General features: G+C 66.5%; 12 protein-coding genes. 5 read left to right on the top strand and 7 right to left on the bottom strand.

Going from position 1 to position 16,435, the window contains the following annotated elements:
- Positions 1-42 precede the first annotated feature (42 nt).
- On the top strand, positions 43-306 hold the full coding sequence (locus tag AC56LU_RS15105) for a hypothetical protein (protein WP_497176427.1): 264 nt from the start codon (positions 43-45) through the stop codon (positions 304-306).
- Between the two features lie 195 nt (positions 307-501).
- On the opposite strand, the gene AC56LU_RS15100 is transcribed toward AC56LU_RS15105, so the two are convergent.
- The 4 genes from AC56LU_RS15100 to AC56LU_RS15085 form a co-directional block, all read right to left on the bottom strand.
- The gene (locus AC56LU_RS15100; RefSeq protein ID WP_497176426.1) at positions 502-1,515 is read right to left on the bottom strand and encodes a S49 family peptidase; all 1,014 of its coding nucleotides are present in this window, start codon (positions 1,513-1,515) and stop codon (positions 502-504) included.
- A 24-nt stretch (positions 1,516-1,539) separates the two neighbouring features.
- Positions 1,540-1,932 carry a Rieske (2Fe-2S) protein gene (locus AC56LU_RS15095; RefSeq protein ID WP_497176425.1) on the bottom strand — a complete coding sequence of 131 codons (393 nt, stop codon included), beginning with the start codon at positions 1,930-1,932 and terminating at the stop codon, positions 1,540-1,542.
- 13 nt (positions 1,933-1,945) lie between these two features.
- On the bottom strand, positions 1,946-2,605 hold the full coding sequence (locus AC56LU_RS15090) for an HAD-IIIA family hydrolase (protein ID WP_497176424.1): 660 nt from the start codon (positions 2,603-2,605) through the stop codon (positions 1,946-1,948).
- Between the two features lie 148 nt (positions 2,606-2,753).
- Positions 2,754-3,767 carry an RluA family pseudouridine synthase gene (locus AC56LU_RS15085; RefSeq protein WP_497176423.1) on the bottom strand — a complete coding sequence of 338 codons (1,014 nt, stop codon included), beginning with the start codon at positions 3,765-3,767 and terminating at the stop codon, positions 2,754-2,756.
- 798 nt (positions 3,768-4,565) lie between these two features.
- Here AC56LU_RS15085 and AC56LU_RS15080 point away from each other — a divergent pair.
- The 4 genes from AC56LU_RS15080 (at position 4,566) to moeA (ending at position 12,086) form a co-directional block, all read left to right on the top strand.
- On the top strand, positions 4,566-7,658 hold the full coding sequence (locus AC56LU_RS15080) for an Rne/Rng family ribonuclease (RefSeq protein WP_497176422.1): 3,093 nt from the start codon (positions 4,566-4,568) through the stop codon (positions 7,656-7,658).
- A 112-nt stretch (positions 7,659-7,770) separates the two neighbouring features.
- Positions 7,771-9,084 (top strand): chromate efflux transporter, encoded by a 1,314-nt coding sequence (gene chrA / locus AC56LU_RS15075; RefSeq protein WP_497176421.1) that lies wholly within the window; start codon positions 7,771-7,773, stop codon positions 9,082-9,084.
- Positions 9,077-10,192 carry a GTP 3',8-cyclase MoaA gene (gene moaA, locus AC56LU_RS15070; RefSeq protein ID WP_497176420.1) on the top strand — a complete coding sequence of 372 codons (1,116 nt, stop codon included), beginning with the start codon at positions 9,077-9,079 and terminating at the stop codon, positions 10,190-10,192. The genes chrA and moaA overlap by 8 nt, the downstream gene beginning before the upstream one ends.
- A gap of 10 nt (positions 10,193-10,202) precedes the next feature.
- Positions 10,203-12,086 (top strand): molybdopterin molybdotransferase MoeA, encoded by a 1,884-nt coding sequence (gene moeA / locus AC56LU_RS15065; RefSeq protein WP_497176419.1) that lies wholly within the window; start codon positions 10,203-10,205, stop codon positions 12,084-12,086.
- 9 nt (positions 12,087-12,095) lie between these two features.
- On the opposite strand, the gene AC56LU_RS15060 is transcribed toward moeA, so the two are convergent.
- The 3 genes from AC56LU_RS15060 to AC56LU_RS15050 all read right to left on the bottom strand — a co-directional run bounded on the left by AC56LU_RS15060 (position 12,096) and on the right by AC56LU_RS15050 (position 16,435).
- On the bottom strand, positions 12,096-13,415 hold the full coding sequence (locus AC56LU_RS15060; protein ID WP_497176418.1) for a DNA recombination protein RmuC: 1,320 nt from the start codon (positions 13,413-13,415) through the stop codon (positions 12,096-12,098).
- A gap of 3 nt (positions 13,416-13,418) precedes the next feature.
- Positions 13,419-13,823: a group II truncated hemoglobin gene (locus AC56LU_RS15055; RefSeq protein ID WP_497176417.1), complete on the bottom strand. Its 405-nt coding sequence runs from the start codon at positions 13,821-13,823 to the stop codon at positions 13,419-13,421.
- 68 nt (positions 13,824-13,891) lie between these two features.
- Positions 13,892-16,435: an ABC transporter permease gene (locus tag AC56LU_RS15050; RefSeq protein WP_497176416.1), complete on the bottom strand. Its 2,544-nt coding sequence runs from the start codon at positions 16,433-16,435 to the stop codon at positions 13,892-13,894.

Here is a 16,435-nt window from a genome sequence, read left to right as displayed (position 1 = left end):
GGAACACTTCCTCCCGCAGTTGATCCTGCCGAGCGACGCCAGATGGCCCGACTCCATGCTGCCCTGTTTCCCACCCGGCTCGCCCTGTCGCGCTGGCAATATGGTGGACACATTCCCCATCTGCACCACGGCGCCCCGGCCTTGCGTGCGGCCTGGTACGCCAATGCCCGGCGTGACTTCCAGGCCTGGCTCGACCGCGGCGGCTTCAGCCAGTACGAAGAAACGGCAGCGCCTTGCCCGCCAAGCATCGTCAAGCGCCAGCCGGTACCCGACGGTGACACCCGGCAGATCGGTAGCTGCACGTAATCAAAGGCCTCTCGGGAAATGAAAACGACGACCGGAGCCGTCGTTTCCACTTCCTGAGAAGGAACACTACTATGAGGAATTGAATTCTCTCGAAAACTGCAGCTGGGTGCAGTGGGGGAGCGGATCCCGATCGGTACCTGCCCTCGAGTCGCTACACCCAATATAGAACATGTTCCGCAGGATGCAAGCAATTTGTCATCGAAGTTGCGGAACAGCTCCCTTGTAGGCGGCGTTGACGGCGCCATTGCCGACCGCCGCACCGAACTTCTTGAGCACGCGCTCGGGCAAGCCTTCATGGGCGGTGTAGTCGACGATGTCCTCGGCCTTGACGATGTCGCGCGCGACGCTGTCGACCGTGCCGAAGCCGTCGGCCAGGCCCATTTCCACTGCCTTCGCGCCGGTCCAGTAGAGGCCCGAGAAGGTTTCCGGGGTTTCTTTCAAGCGCTTGCCGCGGCCGGCGCGGACCACCGAGATAAATTGCTGGTGGATTTCATTCAGCATCGCCTGGGCGTGCGCCTTGTGCTTGTCGGACTGCGGGCTGAACGGGTCGAGGAAGCCCTTGTTTTCGCCGGCGGTGAGCAGGCGCCGCTCGACGCCCAGCTTTTCCATGGTGCCGGTGAAGCCGAAGCTGTCCATCAGCACGCCGACCGAACCGACGATCGAGGCCTTGTTGACATAGATGCGATCAGCCGCCGAGGCGATGTAGTAGCCACCCGAGGCGCACATCTCGTCCACCACGACGTACAGCGGCTTGTCCGGATAGCCGCGCTTGAGGCGCTGGATCTCGTCGACGATGATGCCGGCCTGCACCGGGCTGCCGCCGGGGCTGTCGATGCGCAGCACCACCGCGGCCGAGCCGGCGTCGGAAAATGCCTTGTTCAGGGAAGGAATCACGGTATCGGCCGCGCCGCTGCCCTCGGACTCGATATCGCCGTTGATCTCGATGAGGGCCGTGTGGCGGCCCAGGTTTTCGTCGCCGCCCAGGCCGAAGGTGGAGTCGTAATAGGTGAGCAGGGCCAGGATGGCGACCAGCAGGAAGCCCAGCTTGAAGAAAATGCCCCAGCGGCGCGCCGCCCGGCGTTCCTGCACGGTGGCGAATACCAGCTTTTCGAGCGTCGCGCGTTCCCAGTTGCCGACGCTCGGGTCGGCGGCGAGACGCTTGTCGGAAGGGCTCAATGGATCGTGATCGTGACTCGTTTGGTCGCTCATTCGCTCAATTGTTCAGCTAATTGTTCAGCTAATTGTCGGATTCCCGGGGACGGATGCCCGCACCATGTCGTCGGGCTGCCACCAGATGCCACCGTCCCGCTCGCTGACCGCGATCGGCCGCAGCCGGCCGCCGCGGCAGGGTCCGCCGGCGCACTTGCCGGTATCCGGCTCATACACCGCGCCATGGGTCGCGCACATCAGGTACAGGCCGCTCGATTCGAAAAAATCGCCTTGCGACCAGTCGAGTTCGATCGGCACATGCGCACAACGGTTCAGGTAAGCAAATGGTTTACCGTCATACCGTACCACAAAGCCGGTGCCCGGATGCCCAAAAGCAATTACCGGAAAGCGCACGCCTTTGCCTCCGTCCAGCAGCGCAGACGCTTCGCACACGAACAGCCTGCGATCTTCTTCCATCACGCAGCCATGTTCATGCGTTCTCCAGCAGCCAGGCATGCAGCTCGGGAATCGTCCGCGCCGAGAAGATCGGCTTGCAAGCCTGCAGCTGGTGCACCGGGTGAGCGCCGAACTCGACCGCGATGCCCGATGCGCCGGCATTGGTCGCCATCATCAGGTCGTGGGTCGTGTCGCCGATCATCACGGTGCGGCGCAGATCCTGGCCCAGCTCGCGGGTCAGCTCCTGCAACATGGCAGGGTGCGGCTTGGAAAAGGTTTCGTCGGCGCAGCGGGTGGCATCGAACATGGCCAGCAGCCCGGCCGCGTTCATGGCGCGGTTCAGCCCCACGCGGCTTTTTCCCGTGGCTACCGCCAGGAAGTAGCCTTGTTGGGAAAGTTCGGTCAACATCTCGCGAACTCCCTTGAACAGCACCAGTTCGTGGTCTTTGGTAAGGAAGTGGTAACGGTAGCGCTCGATCATGCGCGGGTACAGCACCGGATCGATGTCCGGCAGGACGGCCTGCATGGCCTCGGACAAACCGAGGCCGATCACGTGCGATGCCGAGGCATCGCTCGGCACCGGCAAACCGAGGTCGCGCGCCGCCGACTGGATGCAGCGGACGATGGCCGCGGTGCTGTCCATCAGCGTGCCGTCCCAGTCGAAGACGATCAGGTCAAATTGCTTTCTTGGCATTGTTGTCGGTGGCTTCGCCACCTGTCTCTCTTGGTTTGGTAGGGTGGGCGGATCCTCCGCCCACGCGTTCAACCAGCCAATGCACAGCCGCGCGGCTGTTCTTGAGCTGCTTGAACGCGCGGACGGCAAAGCCGTCCACCCTACAATGTTAGTTTAATGGTTGCCCCAAGCTTACCAAGAATCGGTCGCACTCCGCCGGCAGCGGCGCGCGCAGGGTCACGGGCTGGCCGGTGTCGGGGTGCGTGAAGGTGATCTGGTAAGCGTGCAGGAACATGCGCTTGAGCGCCCCGCGCTCGTTGTTCGCCTTTTGCAGCTGCTTGTTCAAGGCAAAATCGCCGTATTTCTCGTCGCCGAGGATCGGAAAGCCGCTCGACGCCAGGTGCACGCGGATCTGGTGCGTGCGGCCGGTCTTGAGTTCGGCCTCGAGCAGGGCGAAGCCCTGCCACTTGCGCTTCAGGTTGAACACCGTGTGCGCTTCCTGGCCGCCGGCCTGCACCACCACGCGGCGCTCGCCGTCCGGAGTCGTGAACTTATGTAAAGGGAGCTTTACATGCTGGCGCTTGTTGGTCCAGTCGCCCACCACCGCAGTGAGGTAGCGCTTGTCGGTCACGCCTTCGCGCATCTGGTCGTGCAGGTTGGTCAGGGCCGAGCGTTTCTTGGCGATGAGCAGCAAACCGGAGGTTTCGCGGTCGAGCCGGTGCACCAGTTCGAGGAACTTGGCCTCCGGCCGCGCCGCGCGCAACTGCTCGATGACGCCATAGGACACACCCGAGCCGCCGTGCACGGCGACCCCGGCCGGCTTGTCGATGACGAGCAGGTGGGTGTCTTCGAACACGATGGCGAATTCGGCGCCCGGCGCCACCTGGCTGCTGGCCTTCTCGGCAATGCGGATCGGCGGGATGCGCACCAGGTCGCCTTCCACCAGGCGGTACAGCTGGTCGATACGGCCCTTGTTGACCCGCACCTCGCCCGAACGGAGGATGCGGTAAATATGACTTTTGGGGACGCCTTTGCAGACACGCAACAGATAGTTATCGATGCGCTGGCCGGCCTCTTCCTCTGTGATTGTGACGAACTGCGCCTGTAATGGTGCCGATGCGGGGGCCGCTGCTGCCGGCTGTGATGAAGGGGGAACAACATCGTTCTGTAACACTGTTCGCATTGTCTTCCCAGAAATTCTCTCTAAGTCCTTCATTTTGAATATATAATCGACAGGCGGCGGTCAAACCTCTGCTGGTGTAAGAATTAAAACGATATTTTACACAGGGGCGCGCTCCACCGGCCCCGCCATGAGCAAATTCGGTGGAAAAAAACGTGTACGCACATTCAGGCGGACATCTCGAAAAACCGTCGCGAGCGGCAGCAGTTTCGGTCGAGAAGCGCAGCTGTACTAGAGTACAGCGAGCATCGCAGACCGAAAATGCAACGCGCAGCAGGTTTTTGGTGGTGTCCTTGCGCCGATCAGGGTTGCACCTGCAGTTGCAATCGGGTTGCGTGGCTGAGTGCCGGATTGGATTGTTTGGATTTGTATGGATAAGTACCGGAAAGCCACCTTTGGCGGCTCGCCGGTTGATGGTGTCGATAACGCTTGTCGTTTCCGCCCGAACCGAAGTAAGCATCACCTGAAGGCGCAAGGGTAGAAGGCTGATTGATCGCCTCTGCATCGACGTCTCGGTTGTTCGCCGGCTCCGGTCTGGCCCGTTGTTGCACACCGACCCGCTGTGCCCGCTGTGCCCACCCCAACGTGGTGGCAGGCGGTCCCAGTCGCTGGTTGCGGCGTGCGTAGACAATGACGTTCGGCTCCATTTGCGCCCTGTGCGGCAGCGATGTGTTTGCATCGCCCTGCCCCGTCCCGGGTATTCCCCCCTCCAACATTCCTGCTCCGCGTACATCCCTTGTACTTTCGCCGCGTCTGACACACGCGGCATGACACGGCCTTCGGGTCGCGGAGTTAATAAAAATGAAACGCATGTTGTTTAATGCTACGCAGCAAGAAGAGCTGCGCGTAGCGATTGTCGACGGCCAGAAGCTGATCGACATCGATATCGAGACCGCTGGTCGCGAGCAACGCAAGTCGAATATCTACAAGGGTGTCATCACCCGCATCGAACCCTCCCTCGAAGCATGCTTCGTCAGCTACGGCGAAGACCGCCACGGCTTCCTCCCCTTCAAAGAAGTTGCCCGGACCTATTTCCGCGATGGCGTCGATGTGCGTAACTGCACCATCAAGGAAGCCCTGCGCGAAGGCCAGGAAATCATGGTGCAGGTCGAGAAAGAAGAACGCGGCAACAAGGGCGCTGCCCTGACCTCGTTCATCTCGCTGGCCGGCCGCTACCTGGTGCTGATGCCGAACAATCCGCGCGGCGGCGGCGTGTCGCGCCGTGTCGAAGGCGAAGAGCGCCAGGAACTGCGCGAGACCATGGACAAGCTCGACCTGCCGCAGGGCATGTCGGTGATCGCCCGCACCGCCGGCATCGGCCGCAACGTCGATGAACTGCAGTGGGACCTGAACTACCTGATGCAACTGTGGCGCGCGATCGAAGGCGCGGGCAAGTCGGCCTCGGGTCCGTTCCTGATTTATCAGGAATCGTCGCTGGTGATCCGTGCGATCCGCGACTACTTCCAGCCGGACATCGGCGAAGTCCTGATCGACACCGACGAGATCTTCGACCAGGCGCAGCAGTTCATGTCGCACGTGATGCCGGACATGGCGCACCGCGTGAAGCGCTACAGCGACGACGTGCCGCTGTTCTCGCGCTTCCAGATCGAACACCAGATCGAGACCGCCTACGCACGCACCGTACCGCTGCCGTCGGGCGGCGCGATCGTCATCGACCACACCGAAGCCCTGGTCTCCATCGACGTCAACTCGGCACGCGCCACGCGCGGCTCGGACATCGAGACCACCGCCTTCAACACCAATTGCGAAGCCGCTGACGAAGTGGCTAGACAACTGCGCCTGCGCGACCTGGGCGGCCTGATCGTGATCGACTTCATCGACATGGAAGTGGCCAAGAACCAGCGCGAAGTGGAAACGCGCCTGAAGGAAGCCCTGCACCATGACCGTGCACGCGTCCAGATGGGCAAGATCTCGCGCTTCGGCCTGATGGAACTGTCGCGCCAGCGCCTGCGTCCGTCGCTGTCGGAAGGCTCGCATGTGACCTGCCCGCGCTGCTCGGGCACCGGACACATCCGCGATACCGAATCCTCGGCCCTGCAAGTCCTGCGCATCATCCAGGAAGAGGCCATGAAGGAGAACTCGGCCGCGATCCACGTGCAGGTGCCGGTGGACGTCGCCGCCTTCCTGCTCAACGAGAAGCGCGGCGAAGTGCTCAAGATCGAGAACCGGCACCGCATCACAGTCATCCTGATCCCGAACAAGCATCTCGATACCCCGCACTACAAGCTCGAGCGCATCAAGCACGACGACCCGCGCCTGGAAGACGCGGCCGCCAGCTACACCATGGCGGAATCGGCCGAGACCGACATGGGCTTCGCCAAGCGCCAGAAAGAAGAAGCCAAGCCGCGCCAGGAAGCCGTGGTCAAGACCATCACTCCGGCCCAGCCGGCCCCGGTGGTGGACCGCAGCGAAGCGGCCAAGCCGGTCAAGCCGGCGGTTGCCGCCGCAACGGCACCGGCGCCGGTGGCCCCGCCCCCGAGCGAACTGGGCTTCTTCGCCCGCATCAAGAGCTTCTTCATGGGCGAGCCGGTCGTCCCGGCGCCTGCGCCGGCGCCGAGCGTGGTCGAGAAGCCCGCAGGTGCATCAGCTGGAACCTCGGCACCAGCAGAACGCGGCGAACGCAATGGCCGTAATGGCCAGCGCACCCGCAATCCGCGCGGCGCCAAGGGTGGCCGCGAGCGCGAGGACCGCGACCTGACCGGCAAGCTCGAAGACACCGTCAAGCCGGTGGATGCCGAAGCCAAGCCGGCCCGTCCGCCGCGTGAAAAGCGTGAGCCGCGCGCTCCACGCGAGCCGCGTGAACAGCTCGACAACGCAACGGCCGCACCACGCGCCGAACGTGAGCCGGGCGAGCGCAAGGAACGTACACCGCGCCAGCCGCGCGAGCGTGGCGAGCGCAATGCCCAGCAGGTCGAAGCCAAGGCCGAAGAACTGAAAGTGCAGGCCATCCCGGCACCGAGCGATGAAAGCGAACTGTCGACCACGACCCCGCACGGCGACGTGCTGGACCACGCGGTCAAAATGGCGACGCAGGGCCCTGGTGGCGAGGAACTCGACGCCGATGGCGACGAGCCGCGCCGCCGCCGCCGCCGCGGTGGCCGCAACCGCAACCGTCGCGACCGTGACGGCGCCGAGGGCATCGAGTCCGCGGACGGCGTGGAAGGCGCACCGGCCTTTACCCCGGTAGCCGACGAAGAAGCCGCGAAAGTCGCGGCCGAAGCCAAGGCCGCACCGAAGAAGTCCGCGCCGGTCGAGCCAGGTCCGTGGCCGTTCCCGACCGCCGCGTCGGTGGCTGCCAAGGCGCATGCCGAAGCCGCTGCCGCCGCTCCGGCACCGGTTGCCGCAGCATCGCGTGCTGTCGTCCCGGTGCCGGCCGTTGCGGCCGATCCGGGTCCGTGGCTGTTCCCGACCGCCGCGTCGATGGCTGCACCGAAGGCGCCGGCTGTCGAGGCTGCACCTGCGGCTGCTCCTGCTGCTGCTCCGGCTCCGCAAGCAGCGCCGGCGCCCGTCGCTGAAGCCCCGGTCGCTCCGGCTGTTGCAGCGCCTGTCGCCGAAGCTCCAGCGGCTGCTCCTGCTCCTGCTCCTGCTCCTGCTCCTGCTCCTGCTCCTGCTCCTGCTCCGGCGCCTGTGCAGGCAGCGCCGGCAGCGGCACCTGCCTCCGTGCCTACCGCGGTGCCTGCCGCCGCACCGATCGACATGAGCGCCGTGCTGTCCCAGGCTGGCCTGCAGCTCGCGTCGACCGACCCGGAGAAGCTGCGCGCAGCCCAGGAAGCAGCTGCCCAGGCCAATATCGCGCCACGCGTCGGCCGCGCCCGCAAGCCGGTGCAGGCACCGGTGGACGAGCCGCTGATCCAGGTGGATACGCGCCAGTAAGCACTGCCTTGGTGCTGAAATGACAAAATGGGAAGCCTGGCTTCCCATTTTGTTTTGGGGACGCCGATGTGCCTGCCAACACACTGTCATATTGCCGGGTTACGATAAGACAATGCCCGCCCCCATTTCCCTTCGCGAAGCCCTGCTCTACTGGCTCAAGCTCGGTTTCATCAGCTTCGGCGGCCCGGCCGGCCAGATCGCCCTGATGCACAGCGAACTGGTCGAGCGGCGCCGCTGGATTTCCGAACAGCGCTTCCTGCACGCCCTGAACTACTGCATGCTGCTGCCCGGTCCCGAAGCGACCCAGCTGGCGGTCTACATCGGCTGGCTGCTGCACCGCACCTGGGGCGGCATCATGGCCGGGCTGCTGTTCATCCTGCCCTCGCTGGCGCTGCTCATCGGCCTGTCCTGGATCTACCTGGCCTGGGGACACCTGCCCGTCATCGCCGGCATCATGGCCGGCATCAAGCCGGCGGTGGTGGCCATCGTGATCGCTGCGGCCTGGCGCATCGGCACGCGCACGCTGCGCAACGGCCTGCTTGCCGCCATCGCCGCACTCGCCTTTGTCGCCATTACGCTGCTCGACCTGCCCTTCCCGCTCATCGTGCTGGCCGCCGCGCTCGCGGGTTTGGTGGGCGGCCGCGTCTGGCCCCAGCGCTTCCAGCCCGGCGGCGGACACCCGGCCGACCGCAGGCACTACGGTCCGGCCCTGATCGACGACGACACGCCGACGCCGGCGCACGCCCGCTTCTCGCTGCGCGGGCTGCTCAAGGTGTCCCTGCTGGGTGTCGGCCTGGCCGGCGGCGCCCTGCTGGCGCTGGCGGCAAGCTACGGGGTCGACGGCACGCTGGCGCGGATGGGCTGGTTCTTCACCAAGGCCGCGCTGCTGACCTTCGGCGGCGCCTACGCCGTGCTGCCCTATGTGGTGCAGGGCGCGGTCGAGCAGTATGGCTGGCTCAGCCCCACCCAGATGATCGACGGCCTGGCCCTGGGCGAGACCACGCCCGGGCCCCTGATCATGATCGTGGCTTTTGTCGGCTTTGTCGGCGGCTGGACCCATGCGCTGTTCGGCCCGGCCGCACTCCCGCTTGCCGGCATCGCCGCGGCGCTGGTGGCGGCCCTGTTCACCTTCCTGCCGTCCTTCGTGTTCATCCTGGCCGGCGGGCCGCTGGTCGAATCCGGGCGCGGCAACGTGCGTCTGACGGCCCCCTTGACGGCGATTTCGGCCGCGGTGGTCGGCGTGGTTGCCAGCCTGGCCGTGTTCTTCGGCCAGCACGTATTCTTCGCCGGCGGCCAGGCCCAGCCCGCGGCGATCGTCATCGGCGCCGCCGCCAGCCTTGCCCTGCTGCGCTTCAAGGTCGGCCCCATCAAGCTGATCGCCGCCTGTGCGCTGGCGGGGGTCGTGCTATCGTATTGGCATGCCTGAAAAAATCATCCCGATTACCGACCTGCGCGAGCTGCGTTTGCCATCGATGGCGGTGCCGACGGCGCCGGAAGCGCCCACCGGGCGGCTTCTGGACGCCCTGGGCAGGCCGCTGCACGACCTGCGCATCTCGGTGACCGACCGCTGCAATTTCCGCTGCGTGTACTGCATGCCGAAAGAGGTCTTCGACAAGGACTATGCCTACCTGCCGCACGGCGACTTGCTGTCGTTCGAAGAGATCACGCGGGTGGCGCGCCTGTTCGTCGCCCACGGCGTCGAGAAGCTCCGCCTGACCGGCGGCGAACCGCTGCTGCGCAAGAATCTCGAGGGTCTGGTCGGCATGCTGCGCGCCTTGGGCACGCCAAGCGGCCGCCCGCTCGACATCACGCTCACCACCAACGGCTCGCTGCTGGCGCGCAAGGCCCGGGCCCTGAAAGACGCGGGTCTCGACCGCGTAACGGTATCGCTCGACGCGCTCGACGACACGGTGTTCCGCCGCATGAACGACGTCGACTTCGCCGTCAGCGATGTGCTGCACGGGCTGGATGCTGCCCACGCCGCCGGGCTCGGACCGATCAAGGTCAACATGGTGGTCAAGCGCGGCACCAACGAAGACCAGGTCTTGCCGATGGCACGCCACTTCAAGGATTCGCCCTTCATCCTGCGCTTCATCGAATACATGGACGTGGGCGCGTCGAACGGCTGGAACATGGACGAGGTCATTCCTTCCGCCGAGCTGGTGCGCCGCATCGGGCTCGAATTGCCGTTGGCGCCGGTCGGCGCCAACTACAGCGGCGAGACCGCGGCCCGCTGGCGCTACCTTGACGGCAGCGGCGAGGTCGGCTTCATCTCCAGCGTCACGCAAGCCTTCTGCCACGACTGCACGCGCCTGCGCCTGTCGACCGAGGGCAAGCTCTACACCTGCCTGTTCGCCACCCGCGGCCATGACCTGCGCGCCCTGCTGCGCAACGGCCGCACGGACAGCGAGATGTCCGGCGCCATCGCCCGGCTGTGGCGCGGACGCAGCGACCGCTATTCGGAAACGCGGACGGTCGACGCCTCGGGTCCCGCACGCGGCAAGAAAGTCGAAATGTCGTACATCGGCGGCTGATACATAAAACATGGACAAGAAACTCATCACGGGACTCATCCTGGCGGGCGGCCGTGGCTCGCGCATGGGCAACGTCGACAAGGGCCTGCAGCCCTTCCGCGGCAAGCCGATGGCCCAGCACGCGATCGAGCGCCTGCTGCCGCAGGTGGGCTCGGTCATGGTCAACGCCAACCGCAACATTGAAAGCTGGCTGGAGCTGGCCGCCCCCGTGTGGCAGGATGAAACGCCGGGGTTCGCAGGGCCGCTGGCCGGCCTGGAAGCCGGGCTGCGCCACTGCGTCACCCCCTGGCTGCTGGCGGTGCCCTGCGATTCGCCCTTCCTGCCGCCGGACCTGGCCGCGCGCCTGGCTGCCGCCGCGGAAGCGGCGGACGCCGACGTGGCCTTTGCCGCGACCCGGGAGCCGGGCATGCGCCCGCAAGCGCATCCGGTGTTCTGCCTGGTGAAGGCGAGCCGGCTGCCGGTGCTGTCGCAGTACCTGCTCGAGGGCGGACGCCGGGTGGACGGCTGGTACAAGGAGTTGACCTCGGTCGAGGTGCTGTTCGAGGATGCGGAGGCCTTCCGCAATATCAATACGTTAGAAGACCTGCAGGGGCTGGACGATACCTCCCCGCCCGCATCTCCACCGACGCTGGCGAAAGTCGTCAGCTGCCTGTCCGGCTACGATCCGGACGCCTTGAGCGTGCGTGACGCCCAGCGCATCATCCGCGAGTTCGTGCAGCCGGTGCGCGCCGTCGAAAAAGTGGCCCTGCGGTCCGCGCTCGGGCGGGTATTGGCTGCCGACGTGATCTCGCCGATCGACGTGCCGGCCCACGACAACTCGGCCATGGACGGCTTCGCATTGCGCGGCGCCGACCTGGGCGGCGATGGCCCGGCCAGCCTGCGCGTGATCGGCACCGCGTTTGCCGGCAATCCGTCCGGCCTGGTCCCGGGTCCCGGGGAATGCGTACGCATCATGACGGGCGGCGTCATGCCCGACGGTTGCGACAGCGTGGTACCGCAGGAATTCGTCACGCAAGAAGGCGATACGATCATCCTGCCTGTGGGCGTGATCCGCCCCGGCGACAACCGCCGCTTCGCCGGCGAAGACCTGCAGGCCGGCAGCGCTGCCTTGAGGTCCGGGCGCGTGGTGCGCCCGCCGGACCTGGGCATGATGGCCTCGCTCGGCATCGCCGAAGTCGCGGTGCAGCGCCGCCTGCGCGTGGCCTTCTTTTCCACCGGCGACGAGCTGCGCTCGGTCGGCGAGACCCTTGGCGAAGGCTGCGTCTACGACAGCAACCGCTACACCATCTACGGCATGCTGCAACGCCTCGGCGTTGATGTCATCGACATGGGCGTCGTGCGCGACGACCCGCAAGCGCTGGAAGACGCCCTGCGCAGCGCCTGCGAGAATGCGGACGCCGTCATCACCTCGGGTGGGGTGTCGGTGGGCGCGGCCGACTACACCAGGCAGATCATGGCCAAGCTGGGGGAGGTGAGCTTCTGGAAAATCGGCATGCGCCCCGGGCGGCCGCTGGCCTTCGGGCGCGTGGCTTCGGCCGGCCGCAGCGCCTTCCTGTTCGGCTTGCCGGGCAATCCGGTGGCGGTGATGGTGTCCTTCTACTTCTTCGCGCGCGAGGCGCTTCTGCGCATGATGGGCGCCGAGGCCCCGCTGCCGCTGCTGCGCGCCCGCTCGGCTGCTGCCATTCGCAAGAAGCCAGGCCGCACCGAATACCAGCGCGGCATCCTGTCACGCGCCGGCGACGGCCCGCCGGAAGTGCGCATCACGGGCTCGCAAGGCTCGGGCATCTTGCGTTCGATGTCCGAGGCGAATTGCATGGTGGTGCTGCACGACGAGCAGGGCAATGTCAACGCGGGCGACATGGTCGACATCATCCCTTTCGAAGGATTGATGTAACAAGCCGCATCATTCGTCGGTATCGAGACGGTCCGGGCCGAGCATCAGCTGCGCCGCTTCGCTCGGCAAGGCCTCCACCGACTTCAGCTTGCGCGCCATCTGGCGGCTGCGCACTTCGGCGCTTTCGATGTTCTTGGCGGCCTTCTCCAGCGTCGCCTTGGTGGCCGCCAGCACGTCGCCGAACTTGGTGAACTCGGTCTTCACGGCGCCCAGCACCTGCCATACCTCGGACGAGCGTTTTTCCAGCGCCAGGGTGCGGAAGCCCATCTGCAGGCTGTTGAGCAGCGCCGACAGCGTCGACGGCCCGGCAATCGTCACGCGCAGCACGCGCTGCAGGTCGTCGGCCAGGCCCGGGCGCCGCATCACTTCCGCGTACAGGCCTTCGGTCGGCAGGAACAGGATCGCGAAGTCGGTCGTCTGCGGCGGCGATACGTATTTTTCGCAGATGGTTTTCGCCTCGCCGCGCACCGCGCGTTCGAGCTCGGCGCCAAAGCGCGCCACGCCGTCGGCGTCGGCCGTCTCGGCCGCTTCCAGCAGGCGCTCGTACTGCTCCTTCGGGAACTTGGCGTCGATCGGTAGCCACAGCGGCGGCCCGCCGTCGACCACGCCCGGCAGCTTGATCGCGAATTCGACGCGCGCGCCGCTTCCCGCGATGGTCTCGACATTCTTCGCGTACTGGTCCACGGTCAGCACCTGCTCGAGCAGCATCTCGAGCTGTACTTCGCCCCAGGTGCCGCGGGTCTTGACGTTGGTGAGCACCCGCTTCAGGTCGCCGACGCCGATCGCCAGCTGCTGCATTTCGCCCAGGCCCTGGTGCACCTTTTCCAGGCGTTCGCTCACCTGCCTGAAGCTCTCCGTCAGGCGCGTCTCCAGCGTCGCATGCAGCTTTTCATCGACGGTCTGGCGCATCTCTTCGAGGCGCTTGGCGTTGTCAAGCTGCAGGTCGCGGATCTTGCTTTCCAGCGTGCCGCGCACTTCCAGCATGCGCTGGGCGTTCGATTCGGTCAGGTTCGACAGGGTCAGCTGCAGCGTGTCGGCGAAGCGCTTGAGCGCGCGCGCCTGCTCTTCGCGGCCGCTGGCGGAATGCAGCTGCATCTGCTGGCGCATGCCGTCGAGCTGCTGCACGGTGGCGCCGTGGTACTGGCCCATGTGCCCCGCCACTTCCTGGCGCGTGGTCTGGGCGGTGGATTGCATCTCGAGACGCAGCTCGCGCTCCAGGCGTTCGATGTGGCGACCGTCGCCATTGGAACGGGCTTTCGCCAGCAGCAACAGCTGCAGCGCGATGACGACCACGACCGCCAGCAGAATCAGGAGTTCGACGATGGTCATGGATCAGTCGGCCTTGTTCCGCATCCAGTCGGCGGTCTGGTAGAACGACTGCATCAGCCGCATGCGCAGCGCCTCGTCGTAGCCCAGGTCTTCCATCGCCCAGGCCATGGCCCGCAGCCACTGGTCGCGTTCACCCGTGCCGATGGCGAAGGGCAGATGGCGTGCGCGCAGGCGCGGGTGGCCGTAGCGTTCGATGAACAGGTCGGGGCCGCCGGTCCAGCCGGACAGGAACATGAACAGCTTCTCGCGCGAGCTGTCGTTGGGGACGGGGTGCATGGCGTGGATGCCGGCGAATTCGGGCTCCAGCTGCATCAGGTCGTAGAAGCGGTCGACCAGTTCGCGCAGGCGCTCGGCGCCGCCCATGACTTGGTACAGCGTTTGTGCTTCGGGGGTGTTCGGTTCGGACATGCCGCCATGATAGCGCGCCGGGGTAGCGACTGGCCACCCCGGCAACGCGTTGTTGCAAACTCAGCGCGTCAAGCTTCGCGCAGCGTCTGCAGCGGCGGCTGGCGCAGCACGCTGCGCAGGCCCAGCCAGCCGCCGATCAAGGCGCAAAGCGCGCCCACCACCACCCCGGCCAGCCACACCTGCGGCTCGAACTTCCAGGGGAACTTGAAGATGAACTCGGCCAGCACCCAGCCCATCGCCGCCGCGCCGGTCGCCGCCAGCACACCGGACAGGCCGCCCACCAGCACGAACTCGATGCGCTGCGCCGTCGCCAGCTGGCCTTTCGTGGCGCCGAGGGCGCGCAGCAGGCCTGCTTCGCGGGTGCGCTCCGACTGCGATCCCATCAGGGCCGCGTACAGCACCAGCACGCCGGAAGCGAGGGTAAACATGAACAGGAACTCGACCGCCACCACCACCTGGTCGAGCACTTCCTGCAGCTGGCGGATGATGCCGGAGACGTCGATCACGGTCAGGTTCGGGTAGGCCCGGGTCAGGCTGTTGGTGAGATTGCCGGACGCGGCGCTTCCGCCCTCGGGCAGGTGGAAGGCCGTCATGTAGCTCTTCGGCGCATTCGCCATCGCTTGCGGGTTGATGATGACGAAGAAGTTGGCGCGCATCGAGCCCCATTCGAGCTTGCGCAGGCTGGTCACTTTCGCCTCCACCGGCAGGCCGGCCATGTCGAAGCGCATCACGTCGCCCAGCTTCAGGCCAAGCCGCTTGGCCAGGCTCTGCTCCACCGACGCTTCGGCCACGCCCGGCGCATCCTTGTACCAGGCGCCTTCGACGATCTCGTTGGTCTCGGGCAGGCTTGCTACCGTCGACAGGTTGAACTCGCGCTCGGCCAGGCGGCGCGCATCGCCGTCCTGGTAGCTGTTGCGGGTGATCGGCTGGCCGTTGACGGCGGTCAGGCGGCCGCGGATCATCGGATACAGCATCGGCGTGCGCACGCCCGCGCCGCGCAGCTGCCCCTCGACGCCGGCCGCCTGCTCCGGCTGGATGTTGATGATGAAGCGGTTCGGCGCATCCGGCGGCGTGGCGCTGCGCCAGGCCGACATCAGGTCGCCGCGCACGACGGTGAGCAGCAGCAGCGCCATCAGGCCCAGCGACAGCGACACCACCTGCACCACGGTAGCGCCGGGGCGGCGCTGCAGCGAGGTGATGGCGAAGCGCCAGCTCTGGTTCCTGGAGGCGCCGCGCAGGCGTCGCAGCAGGCGCAGGCCGAGCCAGGCGACGAAGGCGAACAGGGCCAGGCCGCCGAGGAAGCCGCCGGCCGTCATCAGGGCCAGTTTCGTGTCGCCGGCCTGCCACAGCAGCAGCGCCAGGAACACGCCGATGCCCAGGCCGTAGGTGGCCAGCGCCAGCGGCTGCGGGCTTGCTGCCTCGCGCCGGATGACGCGGTTGTGCGGCACGTTGCGCAGCTGGAGTACCGGCGGCAGCGCGAAGCCGACCAGCAGCAGCATGCCGGTGGCGATGCCCTGCAGCGCGGGCAGCGGCGACACCGGCGGCAGGTCGGGCGGCAGCAGGTTGCCGATCATCTGGACCAGGATGAAGTGGGCGCCGAAGCCCACCGCCACGCCCAGCAGGCTGCCCGCCAGGCCGACGATGGCGAATTCGGTCAGGTACATGGCGCCGACCTGGTTCTGGGTCATGCCGAGGCAGCGCAGCATCGCGCAGGCGTCCAGGTGGCGCTGCATGAAGCGGCGCGCCGCCATCGCGACCGCCACCGCGGCCAGCATCGCCGACAGCAGGCCGACCAGCGACAGGAAGCTGTCGGCGCGGTCGAGCGTGGCGCGCATCTCGGGACGGCCGTTCTCGAGCGTCTCGATGCGCACGCCGCGCACATTGTTCTTGACGATATCGGCGCGCACCCACTGCTCGAAGGCCTTGACGCCGGCCAGCTCGTTTTTCGACGGCGACGCCACCTGCAGGCGATAGGTAACGCGCGAAAACGCATCCACCAGGCGCGTGGCCGGCAGGTCCTGCAGCGACAGCATCACGCGCGGCGCGAAATTGGAGAAGCCGGCGCCCTTGTCCGGTTCGGTGGCGATCAGCTGGGCGATGCGGAAAGCCTTGTCGCCGAGCTGGATCGTGCCGCCCACGCCCACCTTCAGTGCGGGCAGCAGGTTGGCGTCGACCCACACCGTGCCCGGCTCCGGGACCGCCCGCGTCTTCCGGCCGACGGCGCGGCCGGCATCGTTCGGATCGGTGGTGATGGCGAGTTGGCCGCGCAATGGATACCCGCCCGATACCGCCTTGACGGCGGCCAGCTGGGCCAGCGTGGCCTCACCCTCGCCCGCCTGCGCCATGCTCTGGAAGGCGACGGTATCGGCCACCAGCAGGCCGCGCCGCGCCGCTTCTTCGCGCCAGCGCTGCTGGATCGCGTCATCGGCGTTGATCAGCAGGTCGGCGCCCAGCAGCTGGTGCGCGTCGCGATTCAGCCCCGCGCGCATGCGGTCGATGAAGAAGCCGACCGAGGACAGCGCCGACACGGCCACGATCAGGGCCACCAGCAGGAAACGCAGCTCGCCCGCGCGCCAGTCGCGCGCGGTCATGCGAAGGGACTGTTTGAACAT

The organism is Telluria sp. PB2R4 (assembly GCF_059685695.1).
This window is presented reverse-complemented; position numbering and strand designations above follow the sequence as displayed.